Source organism: Sphingopyxis sp. YR583 (assembly GCF_900108295.1).
Taxonomy (GTDB): domain Bacteria; phylum Pseudomonadota; class Alphaproteobacteria; order Sphingomonadales; family Sphingomonadaceae; genus Sphingopyxis.
Genome location: NZ_FNWK01000004.1, coordinates 205,259 through 219,398 on the forward strand (window position 1 = coordinate 205,259; position 14,140 = coordinate 219,398).

At 64.1% G+C, this 14,140-nt stretch carries 14 protein-coding genes; 6 read left to right on the forward strand and 8 right to left on the reverse strand.

The features are described 5' to 3' along the window. Positions 1 to 17: 17 nt before the first annotated feature. The 3 genes from rdgB to BLW56_RS18375 are packed head-to-tail and all read left to right on the forward strand — an operon-like array spanning position 18 to position 2,712. Entirely contained in the window at positions 18 to 644 is a 627-nt protein-coding gene (rdgB, locus tag BLW56_RS18365) for an RdgB/HAM1 family non-canonical purine NTP pyrophosphatase (protein WP_093512428.1), read from the forward strand. Positions 645 to 653: 9 nt separating this feature from the next. Further along, positions 654 to 1,799, forward strand: a complete 1,146-nt coding sequence (hemW, locus tag BLW56_RS18370) for a radical SAM family heme chaperone HemW (protein ID WP_093512430.1) — start codon at positions 654 to 656, stop codon at positions 1,797 to 1,799. Positions 1,800 to 1,821: 22 nt separating this feature from the next. Then, positions 1,822 to 2,712 carry a tyrosine recombinase XerC gene (locus BLW56_RS18375; RefSeq protein WP_256203658.1) on the forward strand — a complete coding sequence of 297 codons (891 nt, stop codon included), beginning with the start codon at positions 1,822 to 1,824 and terminating at the stop codon, positions 2,710 to 2,712. On the opposite strand, the gene BLW56_RS18380 is transcribed toward BLW56_RS18375, so the two are convergent. The 4 genes from BLW56_RS18380 to rsmI are packed head-to-tail and all read right to left on the reverse strand — an operon-like array spanning position 2,709 to position 5,517. Further along, positions 2,709 to 3,314: a DedA family protein gene (locus BLW56_RS18380; RefSeq protein ID WP_093512434.1), complete on the reverse strand. Its 606-nt coding sequence runs from the start codon at positions 3,312 to 3,314 to the stop codon at positions 2,709 to 2,711. The genes BLW56_RS18375 and BLW56_RS18380 overlap by 4 nt on opposite strands. Positions 3,315 to 3,336: 22 nt before the next feature. Continuing rightward, positions 3,337 to 4,287: a glutathione synthase gene (gene gshB / locus BLW56_RS18385; RefSeq protein WP_093512435.1), complete on the reverse strand. Its 951-nt coding sequence runs from the start codon at positions 4,285 to 4,287 to the stop codon at positions 3,337 to 3,339. A 10-nt stretch (positions 4,288 to 4,297) separates the two neighbouring features. Continuing rightward, positions 4,298 to 4,648: a YraN family protein gene (locus BLW56_RS18390; RefSeq protein WP_093512437.1), complete on the reverse strand. Its 351-nt coding sequence runs from the start codon at positions 4,646 to 4,648 to the stop codon at positions 4,298 to 4,300. Beyond that, positions 4,645 to 5,517, reverse strand: a complete 873-nt coding sequence (gene rsmI, locus BLW56_RS18395) for a 16S rRNA (cytidine(1402)-2'-O)-methyltransferase (RefSeq protein WP_093512439.1) — start codon at positions 5,515 to 5,517, stop codon at positions 4,645 to 4,647. The genes BLW56_RS18390 and rsmI overlap by 4 nt, the downstream gene beginning before the upstream one ends. A gap of 61 nt (positions 5,518 to 5,578) precedes the next feature. On the opposite strand from rsmI, the gene BLW56_RS18400 reads away from it, so the two are divergent. Continuing rightward, complete coding sequence (locus BLW56_RS18400; RefSeq protein WP_093512441.1) at positions 5,579 to 6,715, forward strand: penicillin-binding protein activator; 1,137 nt, start codon at positions 5,579 to 5,581, stop codon at positions 6,713 to 6,715. 158 nt (positions 6,716 to 6,873) lie between these two features. Beyond that, the gene (infC, locus tag BLW56_RS18405; RefSeq protein WP_093512443.1) at positions 6,874 to 7,410 is read left to right on the forward strand and encodes a translation initiation factor IF-3; all 537 of its coding nucleotides are present in this window, start codon (positions 6,874 to 6,876) and stop codon (positions 7,408 to 7,410) included. A 43-nt stretch (positions 7,411 to 7,453) separates the two neighbouring features. Here infC and BLW56_RS18410 read toward each other — a convergent pair whose 3' ends face one another. Both BLW56_RS18410 and BLW56_RS18415 read right to left on the reverse strand, forming a co-directional pair. Continuing rightward, positions 7,454 to 8,920 (reverse strand): PQQ-dependent sugar dehydrogenase, encoded by a 1,467-nt coding sequence (locus tag BLW56_RS18410; RefSeq protein ID WP_143043508.1) that lies wholly within the window; start codon positions 8,918 to 8,920, stop codon positions 7,454 to 7,456. Between the two features lie 25 nt (positions 8,921 to 8,945). Further along, positions 8,946 to 9,656, reverse strand: coding sequence for an NRDE family protein (locus BLW56_RS18415; protein WP_093512447.1), 711 nt, complete (start codon positions 9,654 to 9,656; stop codon positions 8,946 to 8,948). Between the two features lie 210 nt (positions 9,657 to 9,866). On the opposite strand from BLW56_RS18415, the gene BLW56_RS18420 reads away from it, so the two are divergent. Next, positions 9,867 to 10,304 carry a hypothetical protein gene (locus BLW56_RS18420; RefSeq protein ID WP_093512449.1) on the forward strand — a complete coding sequence of 146 codons (438 nt, stop codon included), beginning with the start codon at positions 9,867 to 9,869 and terminating at the stop codon, positions 10,302 to 10,304. Between the two features lie 39 nt (positions 10,305 to 10,343). Here the strand turns inward: BLW56_RS18420 and BLW56_RS18425 are convergent, their stop codons facing one another. Next, on the reverse strand, positions 10,344 to 11,852 hold the full coding sequence (locus BLW56_RS18425) for a S10 family peptidase (RefSeq protein WP_093512451.1): 1,509 nt from the start codon (positions 11,850 to 11,852) through the stop codon (positions 10,344 to 10,346). Between the two features lie 96 nt (positions 11,853 to 11,948). After that, complete coding sequence (gene uvrB / locus BLW56_RS18430) at positions 11,949 to 14,135, reverse strand: excinuclease ABC subunit UvrB (protein WP_093512453.1); 2,187 nt, start codon at positions 14,133 to 14,135, stop codon at positions 11,949 to 11,951. Positions 14,136 to 14,140 lie beyond the last annotated feature (5 nt).

Consider the following 14,140-nt stretch of genomic DNA (forward strand, 5'->3'; position numbering starts at 1 on the left):
AATGAGAAGGTCGTTTGATGTCACACCGCAAACTGCACCCCGGCAAGCTGGTGATCGCCAGCCATAATGCGGGCAAGGTGCGCGAAATCCGCGCGCTGCTCGAACCCTATGGGATCGAGCCCGTGTCGGCGGGCGACCTCGGGCTTCCCGAGCCCGAGGAGACGGGGACGACCTTTCGCGAGAATGCGCTGCTGAAGGCGCATGCGAGTGCGTCGGCATCGGGCCTCCCCGCGCTTGCCGACGACAGCGGCCTCGAAGTTGCCGCGCTCGGCGGGCGCCCCGGTGTCTACACCGCCGACTGGGCCGAACGTCAGTCGTTCGAAGGCGAGCCCGGCCGCGACTGGTATATGGCGATGGGCAAGGTCGAGGGCCTGCTCGCTGAACAGGGGCCGGACGTCGATCGCAGCGCCTGCTTCGTCTGCACCCTCGCGCTCGCCTGGCCTGACGGCCATGCCGAGCTGTTCGAAGGCCGCGCGCAGGGCAGCCTGACCTGGCCGCCGCGGGGGCTGCTCGGTTTCGGTTATGATCCGGTGTTTGTTCCGGCCGGTAAATCGCTGACTTATGCGGAAATCGATCCGGCGGAAAAGCATACGATCAGCCACCGGGCGGACGCTTTTGCCAAGCTGGTAGCAGGGGCTTTCTAGGCGGCGCTCATGGCCGAACCGCTCGCCCTTTATGTTCACTGGCCGTTTTGCGTCAGCAAATGCCCCTATTGCGACTTCAACAGCCATGTCCGCGAGAGCGTCGATCAGGCGGTTTGGCGCGAAGCGTTGCTTGCCGATCTGCGACATGAGTCGGCACTGCTGCCGGGGCGCACAGTGGCGTCGATCTTTTTTGGCGGTGGCACACCCAGCCTGATGCCGCCGGCAACCGTCGCGGCGGTGATCGCGGCGGCGGAGGGGGCATGGGGGCTCGCGGACGATGTCGAGATCACGCTGGAAGCCAACCCCAATTCGGTCGAGGTCGCCAATTTCGCCGATCTCGCGGCTGCCGGGGTTAATCGCGTGTCGATCGGCGTTCAGAGCTTCGATTCCGAAGTGCTTGAATTCCTTGGCCGCGCGCACAGCGAGGATGAGGCGCGCCGCGCCATTGCAACGGCGCAGGAGCATTTCGCGCGTGTCAGTTTCGATCTGATCTATGCGCGGCCCGGTCAGTCGATGGCCGCGTGGGAAGCGGAACTCGCGGGCGCACTCGCCTTCGGCACCGACCATCTCTCGCTCTATCAACTCACGATCGAACCCGGCACGCGCTTTTGGGCGCTCGCGGCGAAGGGCGATCTGACGATTCCCGACGGCGACACCGCCGCCGACCTGTTCGACGCGACGCAGGTGATGACGCGCGCCGCAGGGCTGCCGCGTTACGAGGTATCGAACCATGCGCGGATCGGGCAGGAGAGCCGTCACAATCTCGCTTACTGGCGCTACGCCGATTACGCCGGAGTGGGCCCCGGCGCGCACGGGCGGCGGCTGGCGCAGGCGACCGAACGGCACAAGAAGCCCGAGAATTTCATTTCGGCCGTCGAACGCAACGGTCACGGGCTTAAGGTCGAAAGCGACTTGCCGGCGCATGAGCGCGCGACCGAGGCGATGCTGATGGGGCTGCGGCTGACCGAAGGGGTCGACCTCGCGCGCATCGAAGCGCGGAGCGGACTGACGCGCGCGGCCTTCGTCGATGCCGATGCAGTGGCGCGGCTGACCGCGCAGGGGCTGATGCGACAGGATGGCGACCGGCTCGCCGTCACCGATGACGGCATATTGCTGCTCGACTCGATCCTTTCCGAGGTCGTGCGAACCGGCTAAACCCGGACGAAGCGAGGCCGATTTGACCGATGCACTGATCCGCGATTGGGATGCCCATCTGGCGCACGAGAAGCGCCGGTCGGAGCATACGCGCCGTGCCTATATCGCGACCGCCGAACGCTTCTGCGGCTTCCTCTCGCGCCACCGCGGCGGTGCGGTCGACGCGCGCATGCTGAAGGCGCTGACCTCGAACGATCTCCGCGCCTATCTCGCCGACCGACGCGCCGAGGGGCTGGGCAATGCGTCGGCCGCGCGCGAGCTTTCGGCGCTGCGCGGTTTCCTGCGCTTCATCGGCGGAACAAATGCCAGCGTGCCGCAGATGCGCGGGCCGCGCGTCAAAAAGGGGCTGCCGCGCCCGGTCTCGCCCGCCGAGGCGTTGCAACTCGCGCATGATGTCGAGGACAATGCTCGCGAAGGCTGGGTCGGTGCGCGCGACTTTGCGCTGCTGCTGCTGCTCTATGGCGCTGGCTTGCGTATCGGCGAGGCTTTGTCGCTAACCGGCGCGGTGATGCCGCTGGGCGATACGTTGCGCGTGATCGGCAAGCGGAACAAGGCGCGGGTTGTGCCGATCCTGCCTGCGGTCGCGGCGGCGGTTTCGGGCTATGTTGTGGCCTGTCCGTGGCCGATAGCGAAGGACGCTCCGTTGTTTCTCGGCGCGCGGGGCGGGCCGTTGCAGCCCGGGGTGGTGCGTGCAAGCGTGAGATCGGCGCGGCGTGCGCTGGGTTTACCCGAGCGCACTACGCCGCATGCGCTGCGCCACAGCTTTGCGACGCATCTGCTCGCGGGCGGAGTGGATTTGCGGAGCCTTCAGGAACTGCTTGGCCATGCAAGTCTCGCCTCGACGCAGGTCTATACCGCGGTTGATGCCGCGCATCTGCTCGACATTTACCGGAGCGCGCACCCGCGAGCCTAGTCGAGCTGTTTCGGTTTCCAGGTGATAACGCGGTAAACATAAATCAGGACGAGCGAGCCGATCGCGATCAGCGCCACCGGGCCGACGAAAGCGTCCAGATTGGCGAACTTTCCTCCGAACCAGTTGCCTGCGCCCGCCAGCGCGGAGATCCAGATCGTGGATCCGGCGGCAGTCCAGATAAGGAACTTCGCCTGATTCATCTTCACCATGCCTGCGGGCAGCGATACCATCGTTCGTGCGACGGGCATGAAACGCGCCATGAACACGATCGCGGGCCCGTATTTCAGGAAGAAAGCGTGCAGCCGCTCGACCTCGGCCCAGTCGAGCGTCAGCCAGCGGCCGTGGCGGTCGACAAAGGGCTTGAGCCGTTCATAGCCGATCCAGCGGCCGATCGCGTACCACACCCAGTTGCCAGCCGTCGTCCCCGCAACCGCCACCGCGACGAGCGTCCAGAAATCGAAGCGGCCCTGCGCGACGGCGATGCCGCCGAGCCCCATGATGACCTCTGACGGGATCGGCGGGAACACATTTTCCAGGAACATGAGGATGAAAATCCCCACATAACCCCAGCTCTGGATCAGGTTCAGGATGAAATCGGTCATGGGGAAGGAACGCGCGGGCGCGTCAGCCGATCCGCCGGACGATCGCGTCCCAGATCATCCCCGCCGTATCGCTGTTGTTGAAACGGTCGATCGCGACGATGCCGGTGGGCGAGGTGACGTTGATTTCGGTCAGCCATTCGCCGCCGATCACATCGATGCCGACGAATACCAGCCCGCGTTCGCGCAGCTGCGGCCCCAGGACGTCGCAAATCTCCTGCTCGCGCGGTGTCAGTTCGGCCGCCTCGGCATAGCCGCCGACCGCGAGGTTCGATCGAAACTCGCCTTCGCCGGGCTTGCGGTTGATCGCGCCCGCGACCTCGCCGTCGACGAGCACGATGCGCTTGTCGCCCTTCGACACGCTCGGCAGGAACTGCTGGACCATGAAGGGTTCGGGCCACACTTGGCCGAACAGCTCGACCAGCGCGCCGAGATTGCCGCCATCGGCATCGATCTTGAACACCGCCTTGCCGCCATTGCCGTGCAGCGGCTTGATGACGACGGCGCCGTGGCGCGCCTGGAAATCCTTCACCGCGTCGAGGTCGCGCGTCACCATCGTCGGCGGCATGAACTCGGGAAAGTCGAGCACGAACACTTTTTCGGGCGCGTTGCGGACCGAGACGGGGTCGTTGACGACGAGCGTTTCGCCCGCGATGCGCTCGAGCAGCCAGGTGCCGGTGAGATAACCGAGGTCGAAGGGCGGATCCTGCCGCATCAGCACGACATCGATATCGCGGCCAAGGTCGAGCAGCACTTCGTCGCCGAACTTGTAATGCGCGCCGGCTTCGCGCTGCGCTTCTACGATGCGGTGCGCCTTCGTCGTCAGCCGTCCGGCCTCCCACGTCAGCCCGCGCACATCGTAATGATGGAGCTCATAGCCGCGTTCGAGCGCCTTCAGGATCAGGTGGAAACTGCTGTCGCCCCCGATGTTGATACCGTCCATCGGGTCCATCTGTACTGCGGCGCGCAGGGTCATTCGATCTTCCTCAAGGTTGCCAGACGTGGACCAGATGGCGCGGCAGGCGTCTTGGCGCAAGGAGCATCACGTCGATCCTTATGTCATCGCGCGGCCCGGCGAAGCGCGGGCTCAGCATTTCGGCGGCTGCGGCGACGCGGCGCAGGCGATATTGGTCGACGGCAAGGTCGAGGTCGGCGGCGCGGTCGCGCCATTTGACCTCGATGAAAGCGACGGTGCGCCCTCGGCGGGCGACGAGGTCGACTTCGCCGACGGGAACGCGCAGCCGTTCGCCGATTATGCGCCAGCCGTGGAAGCGCAGCCACCAAGCTGCAATACGCTCGGCCCGTCGGCCGCGTGCTTCGGCTGCGGCCCGGTTCAAGCCTGCTCTTTCCCAAAGTCCTTGAGCGCCAGCGCGCGCTCATAGACGTCATGGCGGTCGAGCCCGAAACGTTTCGCGACCGCTTTCGCCGCCTGCGCGACAGGCTTGTCGGCCATCGCTTCGCGCAGCGCCGCGTCGAGCATATCGTCATCGGCCTCTTCGGCTACCGCTTCGCCCGGCGGGCCGACGACGACGACGATCTCGCCCTTTGGCGGTGCGTCGGCATAGCGTGCGGCAAGCTCGGTCAGCGTGCCGGTGACGCATTCCTCGAACATCTTGCTGATCTCGCGCGCGACCGCTGCCTCGCGGTTGCCGAGCCCCTCGGCCATCGCCGCGAGCGATGCCGACAGCCGCGGCCCGCTTTCGTAAAAGACCAATGTTGCGCGTAGTCCTGCAAATTCCGCGAGCGTATCGGCTCGCGCCTTCGCCTTGTTCGGGAGGAAGCCCGCGAACAGGAAGCGGTCGCTTGGCAAGCCCGACAGCGTGATCGCCGCGATGGCGGCGCAGGGGCCGGGCAGGGTGGTGACGTGGCGTCCTGCCGTGCGTGCATCGCGGACCAGCTTATATCCGGGGTCCGAAATCAGCGGGGTGCCGGCATCCGACACCAAAACGACAATTTCGCTCTCCATACGCGCAACCAGCGCGGCGCGGGTGCGTTCGTCGCTATGATCATGATAGGGGGTCATCGGCACACGCAAACCCAGATGCGACAGCAGCTTCGCGGTCACGCGCGTATCCTCTGCGGCGATTACGCCCGCGGAGGCGAGCGTTTTGGCAGCACGCGGAGTGATGTCGCCAAGGTTGCCGATGGGCGTCGCGACGATATAGAGACCGGGCAAGGGAGAATCTGAGATGTTCGAATCTGGCATGACGCCGAAAATGGCAGAAACTACTGCCCAGCGCCAAAATAATGCATCGCCGCGCCGTCAAATGTTGCGCGGGTTCGGTGTCGTGGCGATGGCAGGGTTCCTCGCGGCGTGTCAGGTCGTCCCGAAAAGCAATGGCCCCGCGACCCCGCCGCCGCCGACGAACCCCGACGATAACGTCGGCCCCGGCCTGCCCACCGATACCGATCGTCACCGCGTTGCGCTGCTCGTGCCGCAGACGGGCCCGAACGCCGATGTCGGCACCGCGATCGCCAATGCGACGACGCTCGCGCTGCTCGATTCGCGTACCGAGCGCGTGCGCATCACCACCTATGACACCGCGCTCGGCGCCGCCGCGGCGGCGCGGCAGGCGGTTGCCGACGGTAACAAGCTGATCCTCGGGCCTTTGCTCAGCGAAGACGTCACCGCGGTGGCCCCGGTCGCGCGCGAGGCGAAGGTGCCGGTGCTGAGCTTCTCGAACGACAGCGGCGTCGCGGGCAACGGCGTCTTCATCATGGGCTTCGTCCCCGGCCAGTCGGTCGAGCGCGTCGTCGCTTTTTCGCGGTCGAAGGGCCATCAGCGCTTCGGCGCGCTCGTCCCCAAGAATGTCTATGGGGACCGCTCGGCGGCGGCCTTCCGTGCGGCGGTCGCCGAAGCCGGCGGCACGCTCGTCGCGGTCGAAAGCTATGACCGCAGCGCGACGGCGCTCACCGGCGCGGCGCGGCGCCTCGCCAACGCGGGTGCGATGGATGCGGTGCTGATCGCGGACAGCGGCGGCAACGCCATTCGCGCCGTCCCGGTGATCAAGACGACGGGGAACAAGCAGATCCTCGGCACCGAACTTTGGAACACCGACGCCGCGCTCGGCAGCAGCGCGGTGATGCGCGGCGCGTGGTTCGCCAGCGTCTCGGACGGCCTCTACGGACAGCTTGCGACCAAATATCGCACGCGTTTCGGCAAGGCGCCGTACCGGCTTGCGAGCCTGGGGTATGACTCGGTGCTGCTCACTGTGCGCATTGCGCGCGACTGGAAACCCGGGACGAATTTCCCCGCGAACCGGCTGCTTGCCGCGGACGGTTTCGGCGGCATCGACGGCATCTTCCGCTTCAGCAATCGCGGGATCGCCGAGCGCGCGCTCGAGGTCAGTGAGATCGGCGCGGGCGGTTTCCGCGTCGTCGATCCCGCGCCGACCAAATGGTAGTGGCAGCGCGGCCACAGTTGGCTCGAAAAGCGTTATAGAGTGAGCGCGGCGCCCTTTACGGCGGCGCTTTGATCACTATATGACCACCACGCGTGTTTTTGCGTCGATGCTGCACGCCCATTTTAAACGACCCAGGAGATACAGCTATACCACCGCCAATGACCCGTCGCCCAATGGCACCGATGCCGCCGAAAAACGGCCCGCGTTACAATGAATTCATCGCCTCCCCGAAAGTCCGTGTGATCGACGAGGAAGGTGAAAATCTGGGCGTAATGCTGACGGCCGAAGCGATCGAGCAGGCGGCCGAGGTGGGTCTCGACCTGGTGGAGGTCTCTCCGAACGCCGATCCGCCGGTGTGCAAGTTCCTCGACGTCGGCAAGTTCAAGTACGAGGCGCAGAAAAAGGCGAACCTCGCACGCAAGAGCCAGAAGACGCAGGAAATCAAAGAGATCAAGATGCGTCCGAACATCGACGATCATGATTTCGACGTGAAGATGAAGAAGGTCTTCGACTTCCTCGAGGAAGGCGACAAGGTCAAGATGACCATGCGCTTCCGCGGCCGCGAAATGAGCCACACCCAGCTCGGCCTCAACGTGCTCCAGCGCGTCGCCGAACTGACCGCCGAAGTCGCGAAGGTCGAGGCGCATCCCCGCACCGAAGGCCGTCAGATGCTGATGGTGATCGCACCGAAATAAGGCTCGCTTGCTGTCCCGGCCCTGCTTTGTAGCGGGCCGGGGTTCATGTTGCGGCGACCACTTCGAATATTTCGCCGTCCCCGTCGAGGATGAACAGCTGCCCGCCCGCTGTCGCGGTGAAGGCGCGTATCCCATTTATCGTTCCGGCATCGGGAGCGAAATCCGCGCTGCGCAGGGCGTAAGCTGAATAAGGCAACACGCTTGTTGCGCTCAGCAACTGGCCGACGTCGATCGTCCAGATTTTGCCCGCGGGGTCGCCGCTGCCAAAAATCAACTGTCCCGCAAGCGAGGCGATCGGTCCATTATAGACCGGCCCGAGGATCAGAGAGTGGCCCGTTTTCGGTTCAGGGGCACCGCCGGATTCGGGAGCGGGGGCGATGGGAATCTCGAGGATTGGCGTCACCAGGCCCGGCGGAGGGTCGTAATTAAGCTGGGTGTGACCTGCAAAATAGGGCCAGCCGAAACTGACGAGCGGTCCGTTGATGTCGAGGCGGTTTATTTCCCCCGGGGCGTCGCCAACTCCGTCTTGGTCGCCGATGAGCAACATGTTGCCGCTGAAAGTTGCGGTGCTCGCACTGAACAGACCTTTTGCGGCCAATTCATAGGAGAATTGAGGGGTCGCGCCGGGCGTCGGATTGCGACGGATGCGAATGAGCTTGCCAGTGAAATTCCCGTCTTCGTGCGCAACGAGATTCAATCTTTCATAACTGCCGCCGGTGGCGAGATAGAGATGGCCGTCGGGGCCAAAGCCCATCCATCCGGCATCCTTGGGCGGATTAAAGGATGAGCCTGCCCGAAAATTGCTGACCTCGATCACATTGCCCGGATTCCCTGCCTCTACATTGGCGCGGACCAGAGCGCGGACGTGGACGCGGTCCACACCTGTGGAGACATAAAGCAGCCCGTCGCTCGCATAACCGGGCGATGCGGTGATGAAGTTCAATCCCAGAAAACCGTCGGGTGGTGTCGGGATGCGGGCATAAAATGTCCGCGTCCCGGTCGCGGGATCGAAATAATAAATATCGCTATCGCGCTCGGCGACGAACAGGCGCGTATCACCCGGAATCTCGCTCATCGAAACCGGCTGGCTGAAACCGCTGAACACCCGGCGAACGGCGATTCCTTCGCGGCTGTTGGTGACGGTCATGGTCAGCGGCAAAGATGTCGTGGTGCGCCCGTCGCTGACCGACAAGGTCGCCTGATAGACATTGTTGCCGTCAGCGTCGGCGGGATTGTCGAAATCGGGAGCCACGAGGAAATTCAGCAGCCCGGCCCCGGTGATCGAAAAGCGTGCCGCGTCGGGACCGCCCGCGATTGAATAGGTCAGCGGGTCGCCGTCAGCGTCGCTCGCGGCGGCCTGATAGGAAAGCGCAGCATTTTCGACGAGCGAGACTGACGAACTCGACGTGAATTGGGGCGCGCGATTCTCGGGAATGGTGACCGGCGGTTCGCTGCCGCCACCGCAACTCGCGAGCAAAAGCAAGGTCGCAGCGGCCATTTTCCTATTCATGTCAGTTTCCCCGTCGGGGATTAGGCTATCGGACTGATTTATCTCGGTCAATTTCGATATTTGTTTCCCCGTTAGCTACGCCGCCGGCATGGAAACGCCGCTCCGTAATCCGGTACCGCCCTTGGCGATCACGAAGCACCAGTGTGCTGCAACGCGTGCCATATTGGTCGCCGCGCAGGAACAGCGCGGGATCATCCTCGGCCGTCAGCGTGTCGAGCAGGCTTTCGGGATTGCGGCCGGACGTGACGACGGCCTCCACTGCGCGGCGCAGCCGTTCGGCGCGTGGGCAGGGGGCATCGACGGGCTCGTTCGCGAGCGCATGGACGCCGGGCTCCAGCGGCATGATCAGCGGTACCGGGCGATTGGTCAGCAACCGCGCCGTATTTCCATCGACAGCGAACAGGTTGAACGCGTTGAAACGCGGCAGATCTTCTGCCGACGGATCGGAAAAACGCCCGGAGCCGCGCAGCAGGTCGGATACCAGCGCGCCGCGCGATTCCTTGTCGGGGTCGGGCATTGCGCCGCGGACGTTGGTCACGACAACGACGCGGCCTCCGGGATGGTGAACGCCGAGCCATGTTCCGCCCGCCTGAAGGTCGCGGCCCGCGACGATCCCGCTGCCGTCTTCCCATTTGTGAAGCGGCGCGGCCGGACGGGCGTGAAACTCGTCGCGGTTGCCGATGAGGATGAGGGGCCAGTCGGGATGAACCCGGTGAGCGAGAGCGACGACGCACATGCCTTCGCATATCGTGGCTGACCGCCCGCTTGCCAAGCCCGTCGGCAAAATCACCGGTCGAATGCCCCATCGATTCAACGCGAAGAGGGATTCGGCCAAAGGGCAACGGCGCTTCCCGTAACATAACTGTATTATGTCACTAAATCACATCGTTGATGGCGACTGCAAAGGATGATAGCTTCGCCTGACTTTCTGGAGGGGAAGACGATTATGACGGATGCTGTAAAAACGCCGTGGCACCTGTGGGTGGTCGGGGGGCTATCGCTTGTCTGGAATGCTTTTCCCGCGGTCGATTTCACGCTGACCAACATGCAGAACGCGGCGTGGCTGTCGCAATATACCGAGGAACAGAAGGCTTTCGTCCTCGCGGCGCCCGCCTGGTCGAACATCTGCTGGGCGCTCGGCGGGTTCGGTTCGCTGCTCGGGTCGATCCTGCTGCTCGCGCGCTCGCGCCATGCCGTGTCGGCCTTCCTCGTGTCGGCGGTCGGCCTGCTCGGCGTTTCCTATTATCAGCTCGTGCAGAATGGCGACACGCTGAAGAAGCTGCTCGGTGACGTGCCGCTTTACGTCAACATCACCATCTGGGTCATCCTGCTCGCGCTGATCTTCTATGCGCGCGCAATGAAGGCGAAGGGCGTGCTTCGGTAACGGCAAAGGGGGGGGGCGCCCGCGGGCGCCCCTCCACGATCACCGCGCGCGGATGAAGGCGCGAATGTCGGCCGACAATTTATGCCGGTCCTCGTCGCGGATATACATCATGTGGCCCGCGCCATAATAAGTGTACTGGATGCGGTCCTGCGGGATGCCGGTACGCGACAGCGCATATTCGGCGGCGAAAAAGGGCGTCGCGAAATCATAATAGCCCTGCGCGACGAGTATTTTTAGTCCCGAATTTTCGCGCAACGCCTGCCCGAGATAGGGGGCGACGTTGAGATAGCTATTGCTGTCGCGGTCGCCGATCCGCCAGTCCCACTGGCCGCCGATCCGGCCGATCGACTGATATTCGCGGTCGGTCTTGAACCCCAGGCCATCGCGGCTCCAGCTGTTGATCGCGGCGGTATAGCTCGCGTCGATGCCATAGAAGCTCGGATCATTATCGGGCGTTTCGCCCGCGCTATCATAATCCTTGCCCGTATAGCGGCTGTCGAGGCGGCCGACGGTCAGCCCGCGATCGCGCAGCAGCTCCTTGTAGAAACGGCCGGGCGTCACGCGCAGGTCGGCGTTTTCGAGGAAGGTTTCGGACAGGCCGGTGAAGCGCGACAGTTCGCGGCGGATCGCGGCGCGTTCCTCGCCCTGCAATTTCTGGCCCTTGAGCAATGCGGTGGCATAGGGACCGATCGCCCATTGCCGCGCTTCCTCGGCAAAGGCTTCGGGCGACGACCCGGTCGCCTTGCCGTGATAGAGCGCGGTGACGGCCATTGAGGGCAGGTTGGTGATCGGCGACAGCTCGTTGCCCGGCGTGTCGGCGCCTGCCGCGAAATCGAGCACGGTCGAAATCAGGATGATGCCGTTCAGCGCGACGTCGTTGTACGTCACATTCATCAACTGGTTCGCGACCGCGGCCGACCGCGTCGTGCCATAGCTTTCACCGCCGAGATATTTGGGGCTGTTCCAGCGGCCGTTGTCATTGAGCCAGCGGCGGATCACCTCCGCGACCAGCTTCGCATCCTGCGTCACCCCGTAATAATCTTCGGGCTTCGCCTTGCCGATCAGGTGCGAGAAGCCGGTGCCCGGCGGGTCGATGAACACCACATCGGTCACGTCCATCAGCGCGTCGGGATTGTCGACGATCGGATAGGGCGGGGCGCCGTCATCGACGCCGGTCCCGGGGATCGCGACGCGCTTCGGCCCGAATGCCCCCATCATCAGCCAGACGGTGCCCGATCCCGGGCCGCCGTTGAACAGGAACGTCACCGGCCGGTTCGGGTCGCGCGGTTCCTTGACATAGGAAGTGGTGACGACCGCGACTTCGGGCACGCCGTCCTTGTTCTTGATGATCGTCTCGCCGATCGTCGCGGCATAGTTGATCCGCTGGCCGCCGAAGGTGCCAGACAATTTCGTCATACGGACTTGCGGCTCGATATCAGCGGGTTTTTCGGCCTTCGCCTTCTCGTCGGCAGGCTTGTCCTGCGCATAGACGACGGCGGGCGCGGCGGCGGCAAGCGCCAGAGCGATGAGCGACAGACCTGTTTTCATTGATGCTTCTCCCCGTTGCGGGGCGGACCCTAGGCACCGTCCGGGGAGTGAGCAAGAGCGCTCGTCGGAAAACGTATACGTTTTATCGAAGCGGGTCTAACGCCCCCATTTCGTTTTGCTCTGTTTTCCGAACCGCCCCTTGCGCGTCCCCGGCTTGCCCTCGTTGCTGCGGCCGACGCGCGGCGCGACCTGTTCGCCCGGCGGCAGGCCGAGTTCGTCGGCCTCCAGCTTGCGGATCTCGTCGCGCAGGCGGCCGGCTTCCTCGAACTCGAGGTCCGCCGCTGCGTCGCGCATCTTCTTTTCGAGCTCCTGGATATAGGCGCGCAGATTGTGCCCGACCATATGCGCGGGCTTGTCGTCGCCGATGTCGATCGTCACCTGATCCTTCGACGCGACATGCGCGATGATATCGCCGATGTTGCGCTTGATCGTCTGCGGCGTGATGCCATGTTCGGCGTTATAGGCTTCCTGCTTTTCGCGGCGGCGGTCGGTTTCGCGCATCGCGCGTTCCATGCTGCCGGTGATGCGGTCGGCGTAGAGGATGACGCGGCCGTCGACGTTGCGCGCGGCGCGGCCGATCGTCTGGACGAGGCTGGTTTCGCTGCGCAGGAACCCTTCCTTGTCCGCGTCGAGGATCGCGACGAGCCCGCATTCGGGGATGTCGAGCCCTTCGCGGAGCAGGTTGATGCCGATCAAGACATCGAACACCCCGAGCCGGAGGTCGCGGATGATCTCGATGCGTTCAAGCGTCTCGACGTCCGAGTGCATGTAGCGGACCTTGAGCCCCGCTTCGTGCAGGAACTCGGTAAGGTCTTCGGCCATGCGTTTGGTCAGCGTCGTGACGAGCGTGCGATAGCCAGCCGCGGCAGTCTTCTTGGCCTCGACGATCAGGTCGTCGACCTGCTCCTCGACGGGCTTGATCTCGACCGGCGGGTCGATCAGTCCCGTCGGGCGGATCACCTGTTCGGCGAACACGCCCTGCGTACGGTCCATCTCCCACGTGCCCGGCGTTGCCGACACGCTGACCGTCTGCGGGCGCATCATGTCCCATTCGGCGAAGCGCAGCGGCCGGTTGTCGATGCACGACGGCAGGCGGAAGCCATATTCGGCGAGCGTGATCTTGCGGCGGTGGTCGCCCTTCGACATCGCGCCGATCTGCGGGATCGTCTGGTGGCTTTCGTCGACGAAGAGCAGCGCGTTATCGGGTAGATATTCGAACAAGGTCGGCGGCGGCTCACCCGGCAGGCGGCCTGTCAGGAAGCGGCTGTAATTCTCGATCCCGGCGCAGCTTCCGGTGGCGGCGATCATCTCGAGATCGAAATTGGTGCGCTGTTCCAGCCGCTGCGCTTCGAGCAAGCGGCCCTCGGCTTCGAGTTCCTTCAGCCGCTCGGCGAGTTCGTGCCGGATCGCCTCGCTCGCCTGCTTCAGCGTCGGACCGGGGGTCACATAGTGACTGTTCGCATAGATGCGGACATGGTTGAGGTTCGCGATCTTCTTTCCCGTCAGCGGGTCGAACTCGGTGATCTCCTCGATCTCGTCGCCGAAGAAGCTCACCCGCCAGGCCATATCCTCATAGTGCGAGGGGAAGATTTCGAGGCTGTCGCCGCGCACGCGGAAATTGCCGCGCGCGAACGCTTGATCGTTGCGCTTATACTGGAGCGCGACGAGCTTGCGGATGATCTCGCGATTGTCGGCGACCTGACCCTTCTTCAAGTCGAAGATCATCGCGGAATAGGTCTCGACCGATCCGATGCCATAGAGGCACGACACCGACGCGACGATGATGACGTCGTCGCGTTCGAGCAGCGCGCGCGTCGCCGAGTGACGCATGCGGTCGATTGCCTCGTTTACCGAGCTTTCCTTCTCGATATAGGTGTCCGACCGCGGCACATAGGCCTCCGGCTGATAATAATCGTAATAGCTGACGAAATATTCGACCGCATTGTTCGGGAAGAAGCTCTTGAACTCGCCATAAAGCTGCGCCGCGAGGATCTTGTTTGGCGCGAGGATCAGCGCGGGGCGCTGCAACTCGTCGATGACTTTCGCCATGGTGAAGGTCTTGCCCGAACCCGTGACGCCGAGCAGCACCTGGTCGCGCTCGCCATCGAGCGCGGTGGAGACGAGTTCCTTGATCGCGGTCGGTTGGTCGCCCGCGGGATCATAATCGCTAACTAACTCGAATCGCTTGCCGCCTTCGACCTTGTCGGGGCGCGCCGGGCGATGCGGGACATAACCCTCCGCCGTGTCGATTTCATCGAGCGATGTACGAATCTGAATTGCCATCGCTG

Coding starts and splice junctions, on each gene's coding strand:
- rsmI (WP_093512439.1), bottom strand. CDS start 5,517: ATGCCAGATTCGAACATCTCAGATTCTCCCTTGCCCGGTCTCTATATC.
- BLW56_RS18415 (WP_093512447.1), bottom strand. CDS start 9,656: ATGTGCGTCGTCGCTCTCGCTCACCGGGTTCATCCCGACTGGCCCCTC.
- BLW56_RS18425 (WP_093512451.1), bottom strand. CDS start 11,852: ATGAAAACAGGTCTGTCGCTCATCGCTCTGGCGCTTGCCGCCGCCGCG.
- uvrB (WP_093512453.1), bottom strand. CDS start 14,135: ATGGCAATTCAGATTCGTACATCGCTCGATGAAATCGACACGGCGGAG.
- rdgB (WP_093512428.1), top strand. CDS start 18: ATGTCACACCGCAAACTGCACCCCGGCAAGCTGGTGATCGCCAGCCAT.
- infC (WP_093512443.1), top strand. CDS start 6,874: ATGACCCGTCGCCCAATGGCACCGATGCCGCCGAAAAACGGCCCGCGT.
- BLW56_RS18380 (WP_093512434.1), bottom strand. CDS start 3,314: ATGACCGATTTCATCCTGAACCTGATCCAGAGCTGGGGTTATGTGGGG.
- gshB (WP_093512435.1), bottom strand. CDS start 4,287: ATGACCCTGCGCGCCGCAGTACAGATGGACCCGATGGACGGTATCAAC.
- hemW (WP_093512430.1), top strand. CDS start 654: ATGGCCGAACCGCTCGCCCTTTATGTTCACTGGCCGTTTTGCGTCAGC.
- BLW56_RS18420 (WP_093512449.1), top strand. CDS start 9,867: ATGACGGATGCTGTAAAAACGCCGTGGCACCTGTGGGTGGTCGGGGGG.
- BLW56_RS18410 (WP_143043508.1), bottom strand. CDS start 8,920: ATGAATAGGAAAATGGCCGCTGCGACCTTGCTTTTGCTCGCGAGTTGC.
- BLW56_RS18400 (WP_093512441.1), top strand. CDS start 5,579: ATGTTGCGCGGGTTCGGTGTCGTGGCGATGGCAGGGTTCCTCGCGGCG.